The organism is Chryseobacterium rhizosphaerae, assembly GCF_003385455.1.
Taxonomy (GTDB): Bacteria; Bacteroidota; Bacteroidia; order Flavobacteriales; family Weeksellaceae; genus Chryseobacterium; species Chryseobacterium rhizosphaerae.
The window spans coordinates 169,846-188,659 of record NZ_QNUF01000002.1 but is presented as its reverse complement, the minus strand read 5'-3'; the positions used below and the strand labels follow the sequence as shown (position 1 = coordinate 188,659).

Genomic DNA, 18,814 nt, shown 5'->3' with positions numbered 1-18,814 from the left:
TTTTTTATCTAGTAGTTCAGTTTTTCCAAACGGATTTTATTGAATTTCTCTTTTTCATTAAACTCACGAAGTAAAATATAACCCTCTTTTCCTACGTATGGGATTACCGTGTAATTATCTTTTTCTGAAATAGGAATGGTCTCCTGTTTAAACTTTCCGTCGATAATGGTGTTGATGAAAAGGTTCCATCTTTTCTGTCTGGTAACTTCGTCTTTTTGATAATCGCGATAGAAAAAGACCACATCCTTACCTCCGTTGAGATATTGTGAAAACAGGTAATCATTGTTGCTCCATTTTGTTTTTTCCTTTTTAAAAACCTGAACATTTTTTACTTTGAAATCTTTATCTGTGTAGATATAAACAAGGTCTGTAGTTTTTGGAGTGGTGTATACCCCGTCCCCTTTGAATTTTTCCGTAAGGATTCCTACACTTCCATCACTCATAAAGTACATATCCTTGGTTTGAAGCAAATAATCGTTTTCTACATAGCCGTTTCTATTGATTGCGGGAACAAAAGTTTCAAGATCCGGGGTGAAATTGATCCATCGGCTATCTACAGTAAAGTCAGTTTTATTGACCATCATTCTTGCATATCCCACAGTTTCAGACTGGTCATAATTTCTGCCTAACAAAACAAATTTATCATCAAAAGTCTTTTCATTAGTAAGTTTCCTGTATCCTGATCGGTAAGACTCGATATTATCAAGGGTATTATCCGTTAAGATGCCTTCAATAGGTTTGTTTGATGATTCTTTTCCGGTTTTCATATCAATAACTAGAAGGCTGAATACATTTTGCCCATTATCCACTTTTTTCATGATAGAATATATATAGTTTTCATCACTTTCCAGTATAGCTAGAGTTGTATACACTTTTTTATTCCCATCACTATTGTATTTGTATCTCCATATTTCCTTTTTATTCTCATCAAACCTGATAAGACTGTTACCGTTTACATATTTATTATAGAGCTTGTATTCGTGGGCAAAGTATCCTCCTTCTTTCAATTCGCCTACTGCGGAAATATAATTGTATCCCTTCTCTTTTTTCTCATCACGAGTTTCTTTACGTTGAGTTTCCCAGCTTTGAGGTTCATTGATTTCTTTGAAAGTCCCATCTTCTTGGTAGTCATAATATATCTTTCTTTTAATCGTATTGGTTTTTGGATCGATAATCATAGAAATGGGAGTGAATAGTTCTTTACTTTTTATCAAAGAATAATCAATCATAGAAGGTTTTAGAATGATTTGTCCTTTGAAGTCCACATACCCTTTGTAGGAAGCCGCTGTAATATCTCCTTCGAATTCCTTATTGGCAACGGGGTTGAGGTTTTTGTCTAGGATAACATATTCAAACTTTTTAGTCTTTTCTCCGGATTTTCCGTAAGAATATAAAGAAATGTAACCATAAAGATTGTCTTTATTATCGAATAAGGCGTTCATCCCTACATGGTCTCCTGTGGCCAATGCCGTCAAATCCTGAGTTTGGGAAAATACTAATGTTTGGATCAGCCCAAACATTAAGAACGTTATTTTTTTCATATTTGAATTTTTTGAAATCTAAAATAATAAATTAAGAGATAAGGTTGAAAATAAAAAAGCCTTGAAGTTATTCAAGGCTATGTATGTTAATAAAGTAAATAATTACTTGTTATACTCATAAAGGTAAGTATGCTTATTGGTTCCCAAAAAAGAGCTGTTATAGGTCATGACCGATTTAGTAGGATAATCGGAACTATTAAGAGTATGAACCCCGCTGGAGCTGCGTGTTCCGCTCACGGTCCCGGAATAACTTCCGTTCGAGTTTAACAGGTTATTGTAAGCCATTTCACCATCATCAAGCGAAAACATCTCCATTTTTACAAAACCTTTTACATTTTTCATAGGATGATTATTGGAGTCATAAAGGAAGGTAGTATTATATGTCGTTCCATTGTTCGTATAGCTGGAAGAAGCTATATTCCCGTTAGAATTAAGATAAACATCTTTTTGAACGTATTGTATATTGGAATAAGTTCCTGTTGATGGGTTATATGTAGCAGAGCTATAATCATTATACCTCACATGGTTATCACTCAGGTACTGGTAGTTTTCGGTGTATACCAAAGTTCCGGCCTGTTCTTTATTAGTTACTTTTTCAGAAGCGAGCCTTCCGTTAGAATAGGTAAATTCTCTCATGTATTTCATGACTCCATTCCTGAACAATTCTGTTTTTATGATATTGTCCCCGTCATAAGTGTATATTTCCTTTTCGTTGTCTGTAACGTCAAAAGACTCAGTTATTTTGTTTCCATCGTACTTATATTCTACAACATAAGATTGTCCATCTGGAGTAACTTCGGTAAATTTTTTTAAAAGATAAGGGGTGTTATTATTGCTGCCATTATTATTGTCTTCCGGATTATCGTTGGATGAGCTACAGCTTACGATCACTGCCATAGCCAGTGATGAAATAATTAATTTCTTCATAGTTATTATTTTTTTAGTTTTTAAAGTCCGTCAAAAATAATAATATTCCGTAATATATTCATCTATTGTCTACAAAAATAAAAAGCCCTGAAAAATCAGGGCTCTTAAATTATATTTTAGAAAGTAAATTTCTGAAGTTGGTCTTTTCATCAATGATCCTTCTCAGTTCAGAAACAGGAACTCTTTCCTGCTTCATCGTGTCTCTGTCTCTTATTGTTACGGTGTGATCCGTTAGAGAGTCATGATCAATGGTGATACAGTAAGGCGTACCAATGGCATCCTGTCTTCTGTATCGTTTTCCGATTGCATCTTTCTCTTCGTAGAATAAGTTGAAATCATATTTCAGGTCGTTGAAGATATTTTCTGCATACTCTGCTAAACCATCTTTCTTCATCAATGGAAGAATAGCTGCTTTTACAGGAGCTAAAGCGGGTGGAAGAGATAAAACCGTTCTTTCAGAGCCATCTTCCAATACTTCATCCTTAAGGCAATGTGAGAAAATAGAAAGGAATAATCTGTCTAAACCTACCGAAGTTTCTACTACATAAGGAACATAGTTTTCATTTCTTTCAGGATCGAAGAACTGAAGCTTTCTACCTGAATGTTTCTCATGAGCTTTTAAATCGAAATCCGTTCTTGAGTGAATACCCTCTAATTCTTTAAATCCAAATGGGAAGTTGAACTCAATGTCAGCGGCAGCATTGGCATAGTGAGCCAGTTTTTCATGGTCATGGAATCTGTAATTGTCATTCCCTAATCCTAACGCTAAGTGCCAGTTCAGACGTTTTTGTTTCCATTGTTCGTAGAAATCTAATTCAGTTCCGGGAGCAACGAAGAACTGCATCTCCATCTGTTCAAACTCACGCATTCTGAAGATAAACTGTCTTGCAACAATCTCATTTCTGAAAGCTTTACCAATCTGTGCAATACCGAAAGGAAGTTTATGACGTGAAGTTTTCTGAACATTCAGGAAGTTCACAAAAATACCCTGAGCCGTTTCCGGTCTCAGATAAAGATCCATAGCGCTGTCTGCGGAAGCACCTAGCTTAGTTCCAAACATTAAGTTGAACTGTCTTACTTCCGTCCAGTTTTTAGAACCCGTATCCGGATCAGCAATTTCAAGCTCTTCAATCAAAGATTTTACATCAGCAAGGTCTTCGTTTTCCAAAGATTTTGCCAGCCTTGAAAGAATAGCCTCTCTTTTTGCTCTGTATTCCAGGATTTTTGGATTGGTCGCTTCAAACTGAGCCTTATCGAAAGAATCACCGAATCTTTTCGCTGCCTTTTCGATCTCTTTATTTTCTTTATCTTCAATTTTAGCGCAGTAATCTTCTACCAAAACATCTGCTCTGAAACGCTTCTTAGAATCTTTATTATCAATCAATGGATCATTGAAAGCGTCTACGTGGCCCGATGCCTTCCATGTAGTAGGGTGCATAAGGATTGCCGAATCAATACCCACAATATTTTCGTTAAGCTGTACCATAGCTTTCCACCAATACTGTTTGATATTATTTTTAAGTTCAGCCCCGTTCTGTCCATAATCATAAACAGCGGATAAACCATCATAGATCTCACTCGATGGGAAAATAAAACCATATTCTTTAGCGTGAGAAATCACTTTCTTGAAAACATCTTCTTGCTTTGCCATAATTTTTTTAACGTCTGATGTGCAAAAATATGAATTTGAATTCCAATTCCATGAAATTCAACAAAAAAAGCGGTAAATAAAAGTTCAAAAATTTACATTTTAATTTCCAGGAGCCGGGAACCTGCTTTCCACTATATCTTTTGCTTTGCAAAAGGATGCCGCTTCAATCAGGGCTAGATCGGTTGAAAATTTCTATTTTTGCCCCATGTTAGAAATTCTTTATCGCGACGAACATATTATTGCCATCAACAAACCCAGCGGATTGCTGGTTCATAAATCCTTCTATGCAGGAGAAGCTGATACTTACGCTATTCAGGAGTTGAAGAAACAGATTGGACAAAAAGTGTTTCCTGTACATCGGTTAGACCGAAAAACTTCGGGTGTTCTGCTGTTTACTTTAGATAAAGATACCCTTAGAATCATGAGCGAGCAGTTTGCCTCACGCGAAGTGGAGAAGAAATACCTGGCAATTCTTCGTGGCTGGACAAAAGAAGAAGAAACCATTGATTATGATTTAATTAATGAAAATGAAGTCAAGCAAAATGCAGTGACCTATTACCGTCGTTTGCAGACTTCGGAAATAGATTTACCCTTTTTAAAACATCAGACTTCGAGATATTCTTTGGTAGAAGCCATTCCTGAAACGGGAAGATTTCACCAGTTAAGAAAACATTTTAAGCATATTCTGCATCCTATTTTAGGCTGCCGTAAACATGGCTGCAATAAACAAAATAAGTTGTGGCTTCAAACATTTGAGATCAGCAAAATGACGCTTCATGCCCATCAATTGATTTTTAATCATCCTACTTCTAATGAAAGGATTACAGTAAATGCTACTATAGATGATGAATTTGGAAGAGTAGGGAAGATTCTGAACTTTGATTTGAGTGCATATTCTTAATGTAAACCAAATGTTTTAAACATTTTATAAAGAAATCTCCAAGATAGAGCCTTGCCAAGGTTTAAAACCTTGGCAAGGCTCCGCTACCACATCACCACAAAGTTTAATCTATTGAATAAAAGACTGCAATCTTAGCCCCGATTGTAATGAAAATCCTTTTTTAGCAAAAAAGATTGCAATGAAAAGCGGGAAATAGCTTCCACTAAAAAATTTTTATACCATTATATCTTGCAGATGGTCCTGCTTTATAGATCCTGTTTATCAGACATTTTGATAAAAGGTCATAGGTTAATCCACGATTAATTTTAAAATGAGTAATTTTGTAAAACTTTTTTTCAATGTACAAATCGCTCATTCGTCCGATTCTTTTCAAATTTGATCCTGAAGAAGTACATCACTTTACTTTTTCAATGCTCAAGAATTTTGGATTTCTCACCAAATTATTTCTCCCAAAACCTATCGAAGACAAACGTCTGGAAAGAGAAGTTTTCGGATTAAAATTTAAAAATCCTGTAGGACTGGCTGCCGGTTTTGATAAAAATGCTGTTTTATTCAATGAATTGGGAGACTTAGGTTTCGGGTTTGTAGAAATAGGAACCGTGACACCAAGAGCTCAGGCAGGAAATCCTAAGAAAAGATTATTCCGTCTTATTGAAGATGGCGGAATCATCAACAGAATGGGCTTCAACAATGATGGGCTTGAGGCAGCAATCGAAAAATTAAAATCCAACAAAGGAAAAATAATCATCGGAGGAAACATCGGAAAAAATACCGATACAAAAGCTGAGAACTATACACAGGATTATCTGGATTGTTTTGAAGGTCTTCATCCTCATGTGGATTATTTTGTACTGAATGTAAGCTGCCCGAATGTGGGAAGTCATGCTAAACTTGAAGATGTAGAATACCTTCGTGAGCTGATTACAGAAGTAAAGAAAATCAATCAGTCAAAATCTGTACAAAAACCTATATTACTGAAAATTGCTCCGGATCTTAATAATACTCAGCTGGATGAAATTGTTGAGCTGATTGCAGAAACAAAAATAGATGGAGTAATCGTTTCCAATACCTCTGTCAACAGAGAAGGTCTTAAAACCTCTCCTGAAGTTTTGGAACAAATAGGAAATGGTGGTTTAAGCGGAAAACCAATTCGTGAGAGAAGTACAAAAATGATCAGATACCTCTCAGAAAAAAGCAACAGGTCTTTCCCGATCATTGGAGTAGGAGGTATACATTCTGCAAAAGATGCCATCGAAAAGCTGGATGCCGGAGCGAGCTTGATACAGCTATATACCGGATTTATCTATGAAGGTCCACAACTGATCAATGATATCAATCAGGAACTGCTGAAAAGAGCAAGCCGATTGCCAAGATAAATACAAAAGAGAGCTTGAAAAGCTCTCTTTTTTTGTTTTATATTTCCATTACTTTGATTTGGAAACCGAAGCATTTTTTACATCCACGGTCAGAATATAAGGAGCAGAAGCATATGATTTTTTCACATTATACTGGAGTATATTGGGATCTTTGGTCTTTATCTTTTGGGTTTCAGATATTCCTTCCAGGCAACTTTCAGTAAGGAATTCTTCATAGTTTTTATAATTCCAGTTCTTGGTAAAATACAAAACCCGGTATCCTTTTTCGCCATCACTGGCTCCGCACATTCCGCAAAAATTAAAATTGGACAGGTTTTCAAAATAAAGCAGTACCCTGTTTCCCGTACTGTAAGCGGATGTTGATACCAGTGTATTTCCCCCCAGCCGGTTCATAAAATCAAAAGTATTGAGTTTCTTATTATCAGGAAGAAGCAAATAATTATTATACCGGTAGATCGTTGGATTGCTGGTGTATAATATAGCGGGTTGGGATTGCTTTCCCATATAGAACGTTCCGAATACCTCCTGTTTCGTATTGTTTCTTTCAAAGACTAATGCTTCTTTGGGTTTTAAAGTACGGGCAATACTGTCTGTTTTTTCTACTTTACGCGGAGAAGTGATCACTTTCCTTAGCTCCTTCGCATACAGTTTATGTTTATTTCCAAAATTATAGAGATAAAGAACTCCCAGATCATAAATTCCTGTGAGTGGAATTTTCTTTTGATATTTATCGTAATAGTACCATCCTTCTACAAAATGCTGATACTGATGACAGTCCACAACCCCAGTATAATTAAGCTGCATCGTAACAGGAACTCCCGAAATTGCTCCTTTAAAAACCTGGGAAGAGTCTGTTACAGCTTTTAATTCCACTTTTTGACTCATACAAAAGATAAAAAGGGGTAGGAGTACTGCTAGGCCTATTTTTTTCATGGCTGGAAGATGGTGTTTTAATTTTTTTTTAAATAAAAAAGTTGGCTACGGTATAGATAATCAACCCTACCAGGCCGCCCACTAAAGTTCCGTTTACCCTGATAAACTGCAGATCTTTTCCAACTTCAAGTTCCATTTTTTCACTCAGCTCTTTTCCCTGCCAGTTTCCTACGGTTGTACTGATGAGGTTTCCGAACTGGTGTGTGTTTTTAAGAATATATTTATAGGCGGTTACACGGACCCAATGATCGATTTTATTCTGAAGGTTTTCATCAGTCTTTAGATTTTGTGAAAATTCATCCAGGTTTTTATACAGATAATTTTTCAGTGCAGACTGCTCTTCCTGAAGCTCTTTCATGAGTGTTTTCTTGATAGAAACCCAGATGTCATTAGAATACTCATCCAGTTTATCATTTTTCAGAAGTCCGTTTTTGATCGTTTTAAACTCATCTTCCCATTTCGGGTCTTCTTTAAGATCAACCGAAAATTCATAGATTTTTTGTGTGATTAATGCCCTGACTTCATGTTGGGGGTTTTCTTCAATTTCTCTGAAAAAATCGGAAAGCCCGTCTGCAATCTTGTCTGCAATCTTATTATCCACAAAAGAAGGAACAAACGAATAGCTTCCCTGCTTTACCCGCTCTTTGATCATTTCATCATTTTCGATAATGTAGTCTTTGATCTGTTTAGAAAGATTGGTAATGATTCTCTGATGGTCATTCTTTTCCAGAATATAATGAATTCCGTTTCCTACGACTTTATTCAGCTTGATATCATCAGTCATGTCGGATACCTTCTTGCTGATGAATTGACTTACCGTAGAATCATCAAGCTTATTAAGAATATCCAGTACAATATCTGAAATATTTCTGATCAGGATATTCTGGTTTTTTTCTTTACCCAGCCATTCACCCACAAAGTTTGAAACCTTAATTTTTTGAATATAAGGACGTATATTCTGAGGTGAAAGAAAATTACTGACCACAAAACTTCCCAGATTATCACCGAGCCTCTGTTTACTGTTTTCGATCAGATTGGTATGGGGAATCGGTAACCCGAGTGGATGGCGAAATAAAGCGGTTACAGCAAACCAATCTGCCAATGCTCCCACCATTGCCGCTTCAGAAAAAGCACGGACATAGCCAATCCAATGAGAATGATTAGATTTCTGTAAAATGGTGGTGATAATGAAAATAACGGCCATCAGAACAAATAATCCCGTGGCAAATGCCTTGTATTTTCTTAGCTGTTTTCTTTTTGCTTCGTCATTCATATTCTCAAATTTACTAAATTTGGGTGTTAAACCATTTACTATTTAAACCACAAAAGGCATAAAATTTTTATTGTAAAGACTTTGGAAGACTTGAGTAAGTTCCTACTGACTGAAGTGTTTTACATTCCTCATCATTTTTGTGGTTAAGATATAAGAAATTAAAATTTGTGATGAAATTTTTAGTTTCAATCATCATATTAATTTTTCTGCTGGGATGTAAGCAGAAACATCAACCTATTAAAATTACTTCTATGGAAAATAAAGAAGCAAAAAACAATCCATATTATTCAAGAACTGATACCGCCAAGCTGAACATTTCCAATGAGGAATGGCAAAAAATTCTGGCTCCGGATCTGTACGCAATATCCAGAGAAGCGGCAACAGAAAGGGCTTTTACCGGAAAATATAATGAATTTGATGAAACCGGAGATTATTATTGCGCTGTCTGTGGAAACCACTTGTTTCGTTCTACATCAAAATTTGCAAGCAGCTGCGGATGGCCAAGTTTTTTTGAAGCAGATAAAGAAGGGGTATACTACAAAAGAGATCAGACCTATGGAATGGAAAGGGTAGAAGTGCTTTGCAAACGCTGTGACTCCCACCTGGGACATGTTTTTGATGACGGCCCAAAACCTACAGGACTGAGATATTGCATGAATTCTATCAGTCTGGAATTCGTTTCGGATTCACAACCATAAAAGTATTTTTATCCACTTGCTATGGGAGAAGAGAGTCTGGAAAACAGAAAACAAGTTTGGATCGCTCTGTCGGAGCTATATCTTGATACTGAGCTTCAGGAATCTGATTTCATATATATAGCAAAAACTCTCCTTGAAAGCCCTTTTACTTTTGAGGAAGTAAAAAGAATTGACCAATTTGAAGTTTTTCCGGTCCTCTTTTCAAATCTGCTAAGTCCGGCAGGAGAATGGGCAGGATTTAATGAATTGCTATTGGTTAAAAATATTATGAAATGGATTGAAACAAGAAGTAAGCTGGATATTTTCGCTGTCAAATGCATTTACCTTTTCTATGATAAGATAAATAGGAGTTATTGGAAAAGAATCGAAGAGATTTATAATCAGGCAGATGGAGGAAGCCTCCGTTAAAGTTTCTTAAATTGCGTTAAACTTTTTAGACATATAAGTGTCTGACAGCTATGTTTTTATAATTTTGCCCCACTAATTTGGAATTAATAATTATTGAATGAAAGGATTTTATAGCGTAATAGGCCTTGTGTACATGGTGACGACTTCATTCTATCTTTCTCCAAGAGTGGCGATAAAGAATGAAAAGATTAATACAGCAAAAACTGAAAAAGTAGCGGAAACGAAATCTGTAAAGAATGCTGAAACGGCATCTTCATCAGAAGTATTATACAAATCAATTGCATTTGACCCGGAACATGAATTAAACTATGAAGTGTTCTCAAAAGCATTGACGGGATTTGAAAATTTAAAAAAAGCAGGATTACTTACCGAAGAATCACATTTATTAACGATTTGCGATTTTTCTATGTCTTCCAATATGAAAAGACTTTGGGTAATTGATCTAAATGACAAGAAAGTTCTGTTCAACTCACTGGTTGCCCATGGAAAAAATACAGGTGAAGAATTTGCGACGAATTTTTCTAACAGGGAAAGTTCGTTGCAGAGCAGCCTGGGATTTTATATCACGGATGCCACCTATCAAGGGGACAACGGATACTCTCTGAAATTGTTAGGAATGGATAAAGGCTTTAATGATGCAGCGTACAGAAGAGCAATTGTACTGCATGGAGCCAATTATGTAAGTGATGACTTTGCTGCAATGCATAAAAGAATTGGAAGAAGCTGGGGATGCCCTGCCGTTCCTAAAGAACTTACACAGCCTATCATCAACAGTATCAAAGGAAGAAACCTTCTGTTCATCTACTATCCTGATCAGAATTACCTTTCCTCCTCAGAATGGTTAAAAGCATAAGAGAAAAGCAGTCAATTTTGGCTGCTTTTTTTATATAGTCCTTGAAATCTTCCGGATATGAAGCTTCCTGTTTTTATAGTAAAAAATGGTTGTTTTTATTTTTAAATAATTAAATTTATCAAAGCCAACTATTTAAGTATTGACTAATATGAATGCAGAGCATGAAAACAACCTCGATATAAACCCGGCTTCGGAAATTTTCACAGAATTTATTCCGGCTGTAAGGCTTTTGAATAACTCAGATACCACATGTACATTCGAAAAAGGAAAAATACCTAGTCTGAAACATATACCCACTACAGGATTTTGGTTCAGTACCAAAACTGAAGAATGGGAGAAAAATGCACATGTTGCACCCCGAAGACAGTATGTCATTACAATCAAAGGAAATATAAAATTTAAAGTAAGTGATGGTTCAACATTTATAATTGAACCAGGGATTGTTCTTTTAGCAGAAGATGTTATGGGTGAAGGACATAGTTGGGAGATGGTAGAGAGTAAAGAATGGGAAAGGCTCTATATTCCAATGACAGAAAATACTGAAGATTTTTTTATTCCGGATCCAAAGTAATGATCTCTTATGTAGTAATCTACCCAATCAACGGGAACAAAATAGAAAATCCCTGCATGATAATGATATGCAGGGATTAAAAATTATTTCAAGCTGAAAATTAGCTGAATTTCTTAAATACAACAGTGGCATTATGACCTCCAAATCCGAAGGCATTACTTAGCGCAAAGTTGATTTCTTTTTCTTTTGCTTCTCCAAAAACAATATTGATATCCCTAGGAATGTTTTCATCAATACCATGAAGGTTGATGGTTGGAGGGATAATGCTGTTTTGAATCGCCTTAATGGAAAGGATCGCTTCAACAGCTCCCGCAGCTCCCAGCAAATGCCCGGTCATTGATTTGGTAGCACTGATATCAAGGTTTTTACTTCCTTTAAAGGCGTTATTGATTGCTTTCAATTCAATTAAATCTCCTAATGGAGTGGACGTAGCGTGTGGATTGATATAGTTGATGTCTTCCATATTGACACCGGCTTCTTTTACGGCCAGTTGCATTGCTTTAATCGCTCCGGCTCCTTCAGGATGAGGGGCTGTCATATGATAAGCATCCGCCGTCATCGCGGCACCTGCCAGCTCTGCATAGATTTTGGCTCCTCTGGCTTTTGCATGCTCATATTCCTCAAGCACCAATGCTCCTGCACCTTCACCCATTACAAAACCATCTCTTTCCGCATCATAGGGGCGGCTAGCTGTGGCAAAGTCGTCATTTCTGGTAGACATCGCTTTCATAGTAGAGAATCCGCCAATAGAAGCAGGGGAAATAGCTGCTTCAGAACCTCCACTGATGATCACTTTTGCTTTTCCGAGACGGATATAGTTAAATGCATCCATTAATGCCGTATTTCCTGTAGCACAAGCAGAAATAGTAGTGTAATTAATCCCCTGAAGTCCATATTTCATGGAAATCATTCCTGATGCCATATTGGCAATGAATTTAGGGACGAAAAAAGGATTGAAACGCGGTGTACCATCACCTTGTGCAAAATCCATCACCTCTTTTTCAAAAGTCCACATTCCGCCTTGTCCAGTACCCCAGATTACTCCGGTATCAAAAGGATCCATTTTTTCAAATTCCAAACCGGAATCCTGAATGGCCTCTGAGGAGGCATACATGGCATATTGCGTAAAAAGGTCGCTTCTTTTTATTTCATTATGGGTCAGGTACACTTTCGGATCAAAATTCTTTACCTCACAGGCAAAATGTACCTTAAACTTTTCGGTATCGAAATGAGTGATTAATCCAGCTCCGCTAACCCCATTAATACTGTTTTGCCAAAATTCTTCGACATTATTTCCTAAAGGCGTCACGGCGCCTAATCCTGTAATGACAACTCTTTTCATATCTAGTTACTAATTTTAAATAGGCAAAATTTCCATATAGTAAAACCGATTTACCGACAGTCTGTTTTGCCTTTTTATTGTATCAATTTTGTTTTAACCTGCAATATTATCAATTTTCTTTCGCTATACACGAATATTTAGATATATTATTTATGGCATAGCAAGTAATTTTACCTGTAGAAAACTCTTTTATCGTTATAATTTATTTTTCTAAGATCATGGTGATACCCTGTCCACGGGCAGCGCAGATAGAAATAAACCCTTTTCCGCTGCCTTTTTCATTAAGCAGTTTAGCTAATGTGGCAATAATTCTTCCGCCGGTTGCTGCAAACGGATGCGCAGCTGCAAGGCTTCCTCCTTTAACATTCAGTTTACTTCGGTCAATTTTTCCCAAAGATTTTTCTAACCCAAATTTTTTTGCCAGGTCATCGTCTTCCCAAATTTTTATAGTGGCTAATACCTGGGCTGCAAAAGCTTCATGAATCTCATAATAATCAAAATCCTCAAAATGCAGTCCTGCTTTTTTTAACATTCTTTCTGCTGCAAAAACAGGGGCTAAAAGCAGATTCTGTTTGTTTTCAACATATTCTATCCCTACCAACTCTGAAAAAGTAATATAGGCTAAGACAGGAAGGTTATTGGCTTTTGCCCATTCTTCACTGGCTAGCAATATTGCTGAGGCCCCATCCGTAAAAGGAGTGGAGTTTCCGGCGGTCAAGGTACCATTTTGCCTGTCAAAAGCTGGTTTCAGCTGTGATAATTTTTCTAAGCTGGTATCACGACGCATATTATTGTCCTTATCCAATCCGAAAGCAGGCGTGATCATATCATCAAAAAAACCTTCATCATAGGCCTTTGCCATATTCAGGTGACTTTTTAAAGCTAACTGATCCTGTTCTTCTCTTGAAATATGATAATATTTTGCAGTAATTTCTGTATGTTCCCCCATAACAAGTCCTGTTTTAGGTTCCTGTCCTTTGTAGGGAACAGGCATCCAGTCTTTCAGTTTTGGGCTTAGTAGCTGTTTCAGTTTTCCGAATGCTGTTTTTTCTTTATTGGCTTTAAGAAGGGCTTTTCTTAATCTGGGTGCAGATTCAAAAGGAATATTGCTCATGGCTTCTACACCGCAGGCAATGCCGCTTTCTATCTGCCCCAAAGCAATTTTATTTCCTATATAAATTGCCGCTTCAATACCGGTATCACAAGCCTGCTGAAGATCACAGGCGGGAGTGGCGGGATCAAGAGACGTATTCATTACGGTTTCTCGGATGAGGTTGCTCTCTGAGATATGCTTGATCACGGCACCACCTGCAACTTCTCCAAGAAGTTTATCCTTCAAATGGTACCGGTCTATGAGGCCGTTAAGGGCAACAAGTAAAAGATCCTGATTTCCCTGGTCTGTATAAGCGGTGTTCATTCTGGCAAATGGGATTCTGTTGTATCCTACAATAGCCACTCTTTTTGTTTCCATATTGTGAAATTTATGATGGAAGAATAATTAGTTCATGATCAATCATGTGGGTAATTGTATCCAAAGCATTGTTCAGAAAGCTTTGGGCACCCATGGTTTTTGAAAGCAGAATTCCACCTTCAATAAGCATAATAAATAGAGAGGCATATTTCTCAGCATCTACCTTTTCATTAATTTCTCCGTTTTTTTGGCCTTGTATAATGACTGTTGATATTTTTGTCATCCATATTTCAAAAGAACTTCTGACATGGGGCTTAAGAGCCGGAAAAGAGTCATCTGCTTCTGTGGCTGCATTCATCAGAGGACAACCTCCATTGGAAAAGACCACCGGCCAGTTTTTTCTGTAAAAAGCGACAAAAGCATGAAGTTTTTCAGCTGATGTAGGATATTCATCCCCAAAAGAATGCTGGATTGTTCTACTTAATAGCCCGGCATTGTATTTATAAACTTCAATAGCCACTTCATCTTTATTTTCAAAATTTCCATAAATACTGCCTTTGGTAAGGCCTGTGGCTTCTGTAATGTCTGATAACGACGTAGAAGTATAGCCCTTTGTATTAAATAAAGTAGCTGTTTTCTCGATGATATGCTGTTTCGTTTTTTCTGCCTTCGACATATGGGTACAATTCTGAATACAAATATACAAAAAATATACCATTCGGTATATTTTGTTTGAAAATTAAATCTGAGTAGTGATATACTCAGATTTAAGATATTATAAAGTGAGATTTTACTGCTCTAAAGTAGCACTTAGAGTAATCTCAAAATTAAAAGCTGCACTTACAGGGCATCCTTCCTCAGCAATCTTGGCGTATTTCTGGAATTCTTCTTCTGAAATTTCCGGAACTTTAGCTGTTAACGTCAACTCAGATTTTGTAATCTTTCCGATATTAGGGTCAAGGGTGATCACAGAAGTTGTTTTAAGCTCTTCAGGAGTAAAGCCTGCCTGAGAAAGTTCTGCATCCAATTTCATAGTGAAGCATCCGGCATGTGCTGCTGCCAGCAATTCTTCAGGGTTGGTTCCTACACCATCGGCAAAACGGCTGTTAAAAGAATATTGAGTCTGGTTTAAAGTGGTACTTTGAGTTGTTAAGTGACCTTTACCTTCTTTGATAGTACCGTTCCAAACGGCAGTTGCGTTACGTCTCATAATGTTTGATTTTTATTTTTTAATATTGATTGATTTTGATGTTACAAAGATATGTCGATGGGTTGCCGTATTCAATAGATAAAAAGACTTAAATATTGTACTTTTTTCCCGAGCTGTAATTTTTCTTGAAATTAGTGGGTGTGCTTCCTGTTTTATGGGTAAAAAGTCTGTTGAAATAGGCCGGATCTTCATAGCCCAGGTCATAGGCAATTTCTTTAACGGGTTTATCTGTATAGAAAAGGAGTCTTTTTGCCTCTAATAAAATCCTGTTGATAATAAACTGGTTGGGAGAATCCAAATTGAGGTTTTTAAACTTATGGCTAAGTGTTTTGGGTGCCACATGTAAGAGTTCGGCATAGTCTGCTACATGATGCTTTTCTCTGAAGTGAATTTCCAGGTGCCTGCTGAAGTCCCTGAAAATGTCAAGTTCACTGCCCGGAATCTTTATAATGTCATTATCCAGATTCTGCTTTTTCCACTTTCTGGTAGCCCGGATAATAATCTGTTTTACATAGGTTCTGATCATTTCTTCGGCCGAAGAGTCTTTCCATTCAAGTTCGTTCCTGATATTTTGAAACAGGTTTTTAATGATCACAGTTTCTTCGTGGTCAAGTTCTACGAAAGGTATTTCAAAGACATTATGAAAAAGAAGACCGTCGCACGCTACTTCTTTATCATGAATCTGGATACAGTAAAAATCGCGGTTATAATAAAGCAAGACGGATTCTTCTTTTCCTTTTTCTATAACCAGGTGCTGATTGGTAAGAAAAAATAAAGCCGGTTTCTGTGTTCTGTAATGATTGAAATCTATGGTAAGCTCATAACCAGCAGGAATAAAAAAGACTTTAATATCTGATCTGAACTGATTCCCGTTTACCTTTTTCAGATTCTCTTCTGAGAATATTTCCAGTCCGAGTCTTTTATAATGATCTTCAAAAATAAGCTGTTGAGACATACTTTAACTTTAATTTTAAAGATACAAAAAAGCATGATTTCATCTACATTAAATTATCAAAACAAGGAATATATAATGAGGTTTCTTTTGATACTGTCAATCAGTTATCTGATGGAATGGTATGAAGATGTGAAAAATAATATCGTTTTATGATAAAATAGTATTATATCTGTCAAGGCACAAAATTTAGATTTGTAAATATGAATTAAATATTAATGAAAATTAAATTGTTTGATGATAATTGAGTGTAAAATTGATAAAGTGGTTAATATTTATTTCATGTATTGATAATCGTGCAAAAACAGAAGATATGAAAAACAAAACTAAAAATTCTTTTTTAAAGTTATTGATCTTAATTTTATTGTCTTTGAACTGTATTTCTTGTACAGGAGATGAAGGTACAGTTGATCCACAACATCCGGATCCACTTGAAGCCATAAGTCATAAAAAATTTAAAGTAGTTGGATACTTCAACGGGTTAACAAGAGGAGGAGTAACTCCTGATTATTATAATCTAAGGGATATTCCTGAAGGTGTGGATATCGTCAATTTATTTCATCGCTTTTCAGGACTTTGTAATTTAAAGAGAGGAGATAGAACTCCGGGCGCAACCGGTGAAGATGCTAAAACACTGACTGAAATTGTTAATGACATCCAATATCTGAAGTCTAAAGGGACAATAGTAGTCCAAACCCAGTTTTTAAATGAGATTTTTGAAAACTATAAAGATGAAAGGAAAACAATAAAATTTCAAAACACCCCGGAAGATTATGATGCATATGCTAAAAAGGTGTCGGATTCTTTGAACAAGTGGGGATTTGACGGAATAGATCTGGACTTAGAACCTGGATATTCTACGACCGGAATCGATAGCAATGATTGGGATCTTTATGTACAGGCGTTTGCCAAATACTTTGGTCCTAAATCCAAATCCGGCAAATTGTTAATCATTGATACAAATGTTGGGTTGTCAGAATTAAAGCTGTCACAAGAAACACTTACGAAAATCAGCTCCATATATATACAGGATTATTGGGGCAGTGAGGCTTATACCGACGGTAAAATTGATGGTTATGTACAGGCTGGTTTTCCAAAGGAACGGATCATGCTAATCTCAGCAGATTTTGAGGCGGCATATTCTTCTACGGATAGCAGCCAGGGACCATTGCGTCTGAAACAATATTATACTTCCCCGAAATATCAGTCCAAAGTAGGAGGTTACGGAGCGTATGGATTTAATTTTGACAAGAAATTAGATTATAAATATTATCAGGAAATGATAGTAAAACTTAAAACCTATTAATGGAAATAAATTCTCCTGTGGTCAATGTCTTAACCTTTGACTGAAAGATATTCAAGAGAATAAAGAAACTAAGTATGAAAGCCGTTTCTACAAATTTGTGAAACGGCTTTATTTCTATAAATAAGGGTTAGCATACAAGTGTAATGATTTCCATTATAAAAATAACCGTAATTTAGTCATTCAAATTATGAGTGATAATTATGTATTTGAATACCATAAATTACTAGCTTTTAATTTTTCAAAACTGCTGCATGAGTGAATTAGAAAATATTTTAAGAGAAATAACTCCACTATCTCCTGAAGACAGTTTTCTTGTATTTGACAGGATCAAAGCCTCTTTTGATTTTCCATACCATTACCATCCGGAAATTGAAATCAATTTTATTTATAAAGGGAAAGGGTACCGCAGAATGGTAGGCGATCATACAGGAGAAATCGGTAATATAGAATTGGTGCTGGTAGGGCCAAACCTTCCACATTGTTGGGCTAATCACAAATGTAAAAACAGAAAAACACATGAGATTACCATCCAGTTCAATCAGGATTTTTTTAGCCAGTCATTGATGCAGAAAAATATTCTGAAACCCATCAATAATCTGGTAAAGGATTCAATACGAGGAATACTGTTTTCTACAGAAACGGCAGAAAAACTAAAAGATTCGTTTCTTAACCTCTCAAAAATGAACAGTTTCGAATCTTTTATAGAGATGATGAAGATTCTTAATGAACTGGCTATTGCACAAGATAAAACGTTTTTGTCGTCTTATAGTATAGAGCTTGAAAGTTTTGCAGATAATGATAAAATGAAAATCGTTCATGATTTCGTTCATAAGAATTTTGAAAATAAAATAACACTGGATGATGTCGCTTCGCTTATCAATATGAGTAATGTTACTTTTAACAGATTTATTAAAAAGAGAATAGGGAAAACTTTTGTTAATTACCTTAATGAAATAAGAATCAGCTATGCTGCCCGCTGGTTGATGGAAAAAAATCTGACGGTTTTTGAAATTGCTTTTGAAGCGGGGTTTAATAATATTGCCAACTTTAATAAAGTCTTTAAATCCATAAAAAAAACAACTCCCACAGAATTCCGTGAGCAGTTTAAAGGAGTGAAAAAAATTGAATAATAAGGTAGGTTACTAGCATTTTAGCCTGAGAATCTGGATTTAATATCTGGATTTTTTTTGTTAAAAAGTGAAATAAAGCTACTTTAATTAGCAGAATGTAAACGTATGTATATTGCTGTAAAATAGCCTATTGTGTTCTTTTTTTGAAAGTGTATGAAAGAATAATATCGTTTTATGACAAAATAGTATTATATCGGACTGCTAACAAAATTTAGATTTGCTAATATGAATTAAATCTTAACAAAACTTTAAATTATTTAATACATAAAGAGCATATTATTGTTTAAAAAATAAAAGAATTTGTATTAAACACTAAGGAACTATTTAAAGT

Annotated in this window: 18 protein-coding genes; 8 read left to right on the top strand and 10 right to left on the bottom strand. The window is 35.9% G+C overall.

All coding sequences use genetic code 11. The annotated features are described in order from the left end of the window. Nucleotides 1-8: 8 nt before the first annotated feature. The 3 genes from DRF57_RS02400 to DRF57_RS02390 form a co-directional block, all read right to left on the bottom strand. Nucleotides 9-1,541: a hypothetical protein gene (locus tag DRF57_RS02400; protein WP_115916731.1), complete on the bottom strand. Its 1,533-nt coding sequence runs from the start codon at nucleotides 1,539-1,541 to the stop codon at nucleotides 9-11. A gap of 102 nt (nucleotides 1,542-1,643) precedes the next feature. Further along, nucleotides 1,644-2,468, bottom strand: a complete 825-nt coding sequence (locus tag DRF57_RS02395) for a lipocalin/fatty acid-binding family protein (RefSeq protein ID WP_115916728.1) — start codon at nucleotides 2,466-2,468, stop codon at nucleotides 1,644-1,646. A gap of 109 nt (nucleotides 2,469-2,577) precedes the next feature. Further along, a complete protein-coding gene (locus tag DRF57_RS02390; RefSeq protein ID WP_047484722.1) occupies nucleotides 2,578-4,119 on the bottom strand; it encodes a glycine--tRNA ligase in 1,542 nt (513 codons plus the stop codon). 205 nt (nucleotides 4,120-4,324) lie between these two features. On the opposite strand from DRF57_RS02390, the gene DRF57_RS02385 reads away from it, so the two are divergent. Further along, nucleotides 4,325-5,020, top strand: a complete 696-nt coding sequence (locus DRF57_RS02385) for a pseudouridine synthase (protein WP_047484724.1) — start codon at nucleotides 4,325-4,327, stop codon at nucleotides 5,018-5,020. Between the two features lie 338 nt (nucleotides 5,021-5,358). Next, entirely contained in the window at nucleotides 5,359-6,396 is a 1,038-nt protein-coding gene (locus DRF57_RS02380; protein WP_115916726.1) for a quinone-dependent dihydroorotate dehydrogenase, read from the top strand. A 48-nt stretch (nucleotides 6,397-6,444) separates the two neighbouring features. Here DRF57_RS02380 and DRF57_RS02375 read toward each other — a convergent pair whose 3' ends face one another. Further along, nucleotides 6,445-7,269: a hypothetical protein gene (locus tag DRF57_RS02375; RefSeq protein WP_206607180.1), complete on the bottom strand. Its 825-nt coding sequence runs from the start codon at nucleotides 7,267-7,269 to the stop codon at nucleotides 6,445-6,447. Nucleotides 7,270-7,357: 88 nt separating this feature from the next. Then, nucleotides 7,358-8,602: a DUF445 domain-containing protein gene (locus DRF57_RS02370; RefSeq protein ID WP_115916722.1), complete on the bottom strand. Its 1,245-nt coding sequence runs from the start codon at nucleotides 8,600-8,602 to the stop codon at nucleotides 7,358-7,360. Between the two features lie 251 nt (nucleotides 8,603-8,853). Between DRF57_RS02370 and msrB the strand changes: the two genes are divergently transcribed. The 4 genes from msrB (at nucleotide 8,854) to DRF57_RS02350 (ending at nucleotide 11,132) form a co-directional block, all read left to right on the top strand. Then, nucleotides 8,854-9,300 (top strand): peptide-methionine (R)-S-oxide reductase MsrB, encoded by a 447-nt coding sequence (gene msrB / locus DRF57_RS02365; RefSeq protein WP_373866357.1) that lies wholly within the window; start codon nucleotides 8,854-8,856, stop codon nucleotides 9,298-9,300. Nucleotides 9,301-9,321: 21 nt separating this feature from the next. Further along, a complete protein-coding gene (locus DRF57_RS02360; RefSeq protein WP_115916718.1) occupies nucleotides 9,322-9,708 on the top strand; it encodes a DUF7079 family protein in 387 nt (128 codons plus the stop codon). 97 nt (nucleotides 9,709-9,805) lie between these two features. Beyond that, complete coding sequence (locus DRF57_RS02355; RefSeq protein WP_115916716.1) at nucleotides 9,806-10,561, top strand: murein L,D-transpeptidase catalytic domain family protein; 756 nt, start codon at nucleotides 9,806-9,808, stop codon at nucleotides 10,559-10,561. Nucleotides 10,562-10,709: 148 nt separating this feature from the next. Continuing rightward, complete coding sequence (locus tag DRF57_RS02350) at nucleotides 10,710-11,132, top strand: cupin domain-containing protein (RefSeq protein WP_084086448.1); 423 nt, start codon at nucleotides 10,710-10,712, stop codon at nucleotides 11,130-11,132. A 100-nt stretch (nucleotides 11,133-11,232) separates the two neighbouring features. Here DRF57_RS02350 and fabF read toward each other — a convergent pair whose 3' ends face one another. The 5 genes from fabF to DRF57_RS02325 all read right to left on the bottom strand — a co-directional run bounded on the left by fabF (nucleotide 11,233) and on the right by DRF57_RS02325 (nucleotide 16,050). Continuing rightward, the gene (gene fabF, locus DRF57_RS02345) at nucleotides 11,233-12,474 is read right to left on the bottom strand and encodes a beta-ketoacyl-ACP synthase II (RefSeq protein ID WP_084086449.1); all 1,242 of its coding nucleotides are present in this window, start codon (nucleotides 12,472-12,474) and stop codon (nucleotides 11,233-11,235) included. 202 nt (nucleotides 12,475-12,676) lie between these two features. Continuing rightward, a complete protein-coding gene (locus tag DRF57_RS02340) occupies nucleotides 12,677-13,945 on the bottom strand; it encodes an acetyl-CoA C-acetyltransferase (protein ID WP_115916714.1) in 1,269 nt (422 codons plus the stop codon). 10 nt (nucleotides 13,946-13,955) lie between these two features. After that, a complete protein-coding gene (locus DRF57_RS02335; protein ID WP_115916712.1) occupies nucleotides 13,956-14,561 on the bottom strand; it encodes a TetR/AcrR family transcriptional regulator in 606 nt (201 codons plus the stop codon). A 114-nt stretch (nucleotides 14,562-14,675) separates the two neighbouring features. After that, nucleotides 14,676-15,095 carry an OsmC family protein gene (locus DRF57_RS02330; RefSeq protein ID WP_115916710.1) on the bottom strand — a complete coding sequence of 140 codons (420 nt, stop codon included), beginning with the start codon at nucleotides 15,093-15,095 and terminating at the stop codon, nucleotides 14,676-14,678. Nucleotides 15,096-15,183: 88 nt separating this feature from the next. Next, nucleotides 15,184-16,050, bottom strand: a complete 867-nt coding sequence (locus DRF57_RS02325) for a helix-turn-helix domain-containing protein (RefSeq protein WP_084086453.1) — start codon at nucleotides 16,048-16,050, stop codon at nucleotides 15,184-15,186. A gap of 310 nt (nucleotides 16,051-16,360) precedes the next feature. Here DRF57_RS02325 and DRF57_RS02320 point away from each other — a divergent pair, with 310 nt between their 5' ends. Together DRF57_RS02320 and DRF57_RS02315 are read left to right on the top strand one after the other, a co-directional pair. After that, nucleotides 16,361-17,353, top strand: coding sequence for an EndoS/ChiA family endoglycosidase (locus tag DRF57_RS02320; protein ID WP_115916708.1), 993 nt, complete (start codon nucleotides 16,361-16,363; stop codon nucleotides 17,351-17,353). A gap of 251 nt (nucleotides 17,354-17,604) precedes the next feature. Continuing rightward, nucleotides 17,605-18,483 carry an AraC family transcriptional regulator gene (locus tag DRF57_RS02315; RefSeq protein WP_084086455.1) on the top strand — a complete coding sequence of 293 codons (879 nt, stop codon included), beginning with the start codon at nucleotides 17,605-17,607 and terminating at the stop codon, nucleotides 18,481-18,483. The last annotated feature ends 331 nt before the right edge of the window (nucleotides 18,484-18,814 follow it).

Bases quoted from the DNA above. Each gene is read 5' to 3' on its own strand.
- DRF57_RS02400 (WP_115916731.1), bottom strand. From the start codon at position 1,541: ATGAAAAAAATAACGTTCTTAATGTTTGGGCTGATCCAAACATTAGTA.
- DRF57_RS02395 (WP_115916728.1), bottom strand. From the start codon at position 2,468: ATGAAGAAATTAATTATTTCATCACTGGCTATGGCAGTGATCGTAAGC.
- DRF57_RS02390 (WP_047484722.1), bottom strand. From the start codon at position 4,119: ATGGCAAAGCAAGAAGATGTTTTCAAGAAAGTGATTTCTCACGCTAAA.
- DRF57_RS02385 (WP_047484724.1), top strand. From the start codon at position 4,325: ATGTTAGAAATTCTTTATCGCGACGAACATATTATTGCCATCAACAAA.
- DRF57_RS02380 (WP_115916726.1), top strand. From the start codon at position 5,359: ATGTACAAATCGCTCATTCGTCCGATTCTTTTCAAATTTGATCCTGAA.
- DRF57_RS02370 (WP_115916722.1), bottom strand. From the start codon at position 8,602: ATGAATGACGAAGCAAAAAGAAAACAGCTAAGAAAATACAAGGCATTT.
- msrB (WP_373866357.1), top strand. From the start codon at position 8,854: ATGGAAAATAAAGAAGCAAAAAACAATCCATATTATTCAAGAACTGAT.
- DRF57_RS02360 (WP_115916718.1), top strand. From the start codon at position 9,322: ATGGGAGAAGAGAGTCTGGAAAACAGAAAACAAGTTTGGATCGCTCTG.
- DRF57_RS02355 (WP_115916716.1), top strand. From the start codon at position 9,806: ATGAAAGGATTTTATAGCGTAATAGGCCTTGTGTACATGGTGACGACT.
- DRF57_RS02350 (WP_084086448.1), top strand. From the start codon at position 10,710: ATGAATGCAGAGCATGAAAACAACCTCGATATAAACCCGGCTTCGGAA.
- fabF (WP_084086449.1), bottom strand. From the start codon at position 12,474: ATGAAAAGAGTTGTCATTACAGGATTAGGCGCCGTGACGCCTTTAGGA.
- DRF57_RS02340 (WP_115916714.1), bottom strand. From the start codon at position 13,945: ATGGAAACAAAAAGAGTGGCTATTGTAGGATACAACAGAATCCCATTT.
- DRF57_RS02335 (WP_115916712.1), bottom strand. From the start codon at position 14,561: ATGTCGAAGGCAGAAAAAACGAAACAGCATATCATCGAGAAAACAGCT.
- DRF57_RS02330 (WP_115916710.1), bottom strand. From the start codon at position 15,095: ATGAGACGTAACGCAACTGCCGTTTGGAACGGTACTATCAAAGAAGGT.
- DRF57_RS02325 (WP_084086453.1), bottom strand. From the start codon at position 16,050: ATGTCTCAACAGCTTATTTTTGAAGATCATTATAAAAGACTCGGACTG.
- DRF57_RS02320 (WP_115916708.1), top strand. From the start codon at position 16,361: ATGAAAAACAAAACTAAAAATTCTTTTTTAAAGTTATTGATCTTAATT.
- DRF57_RS02315 (WP_084086455.1), top strand. From the start codon at position 17,605: ATGAGTGAATTAGAAAATATTTTAAGAGAAATAACTCCACTATCTCCT.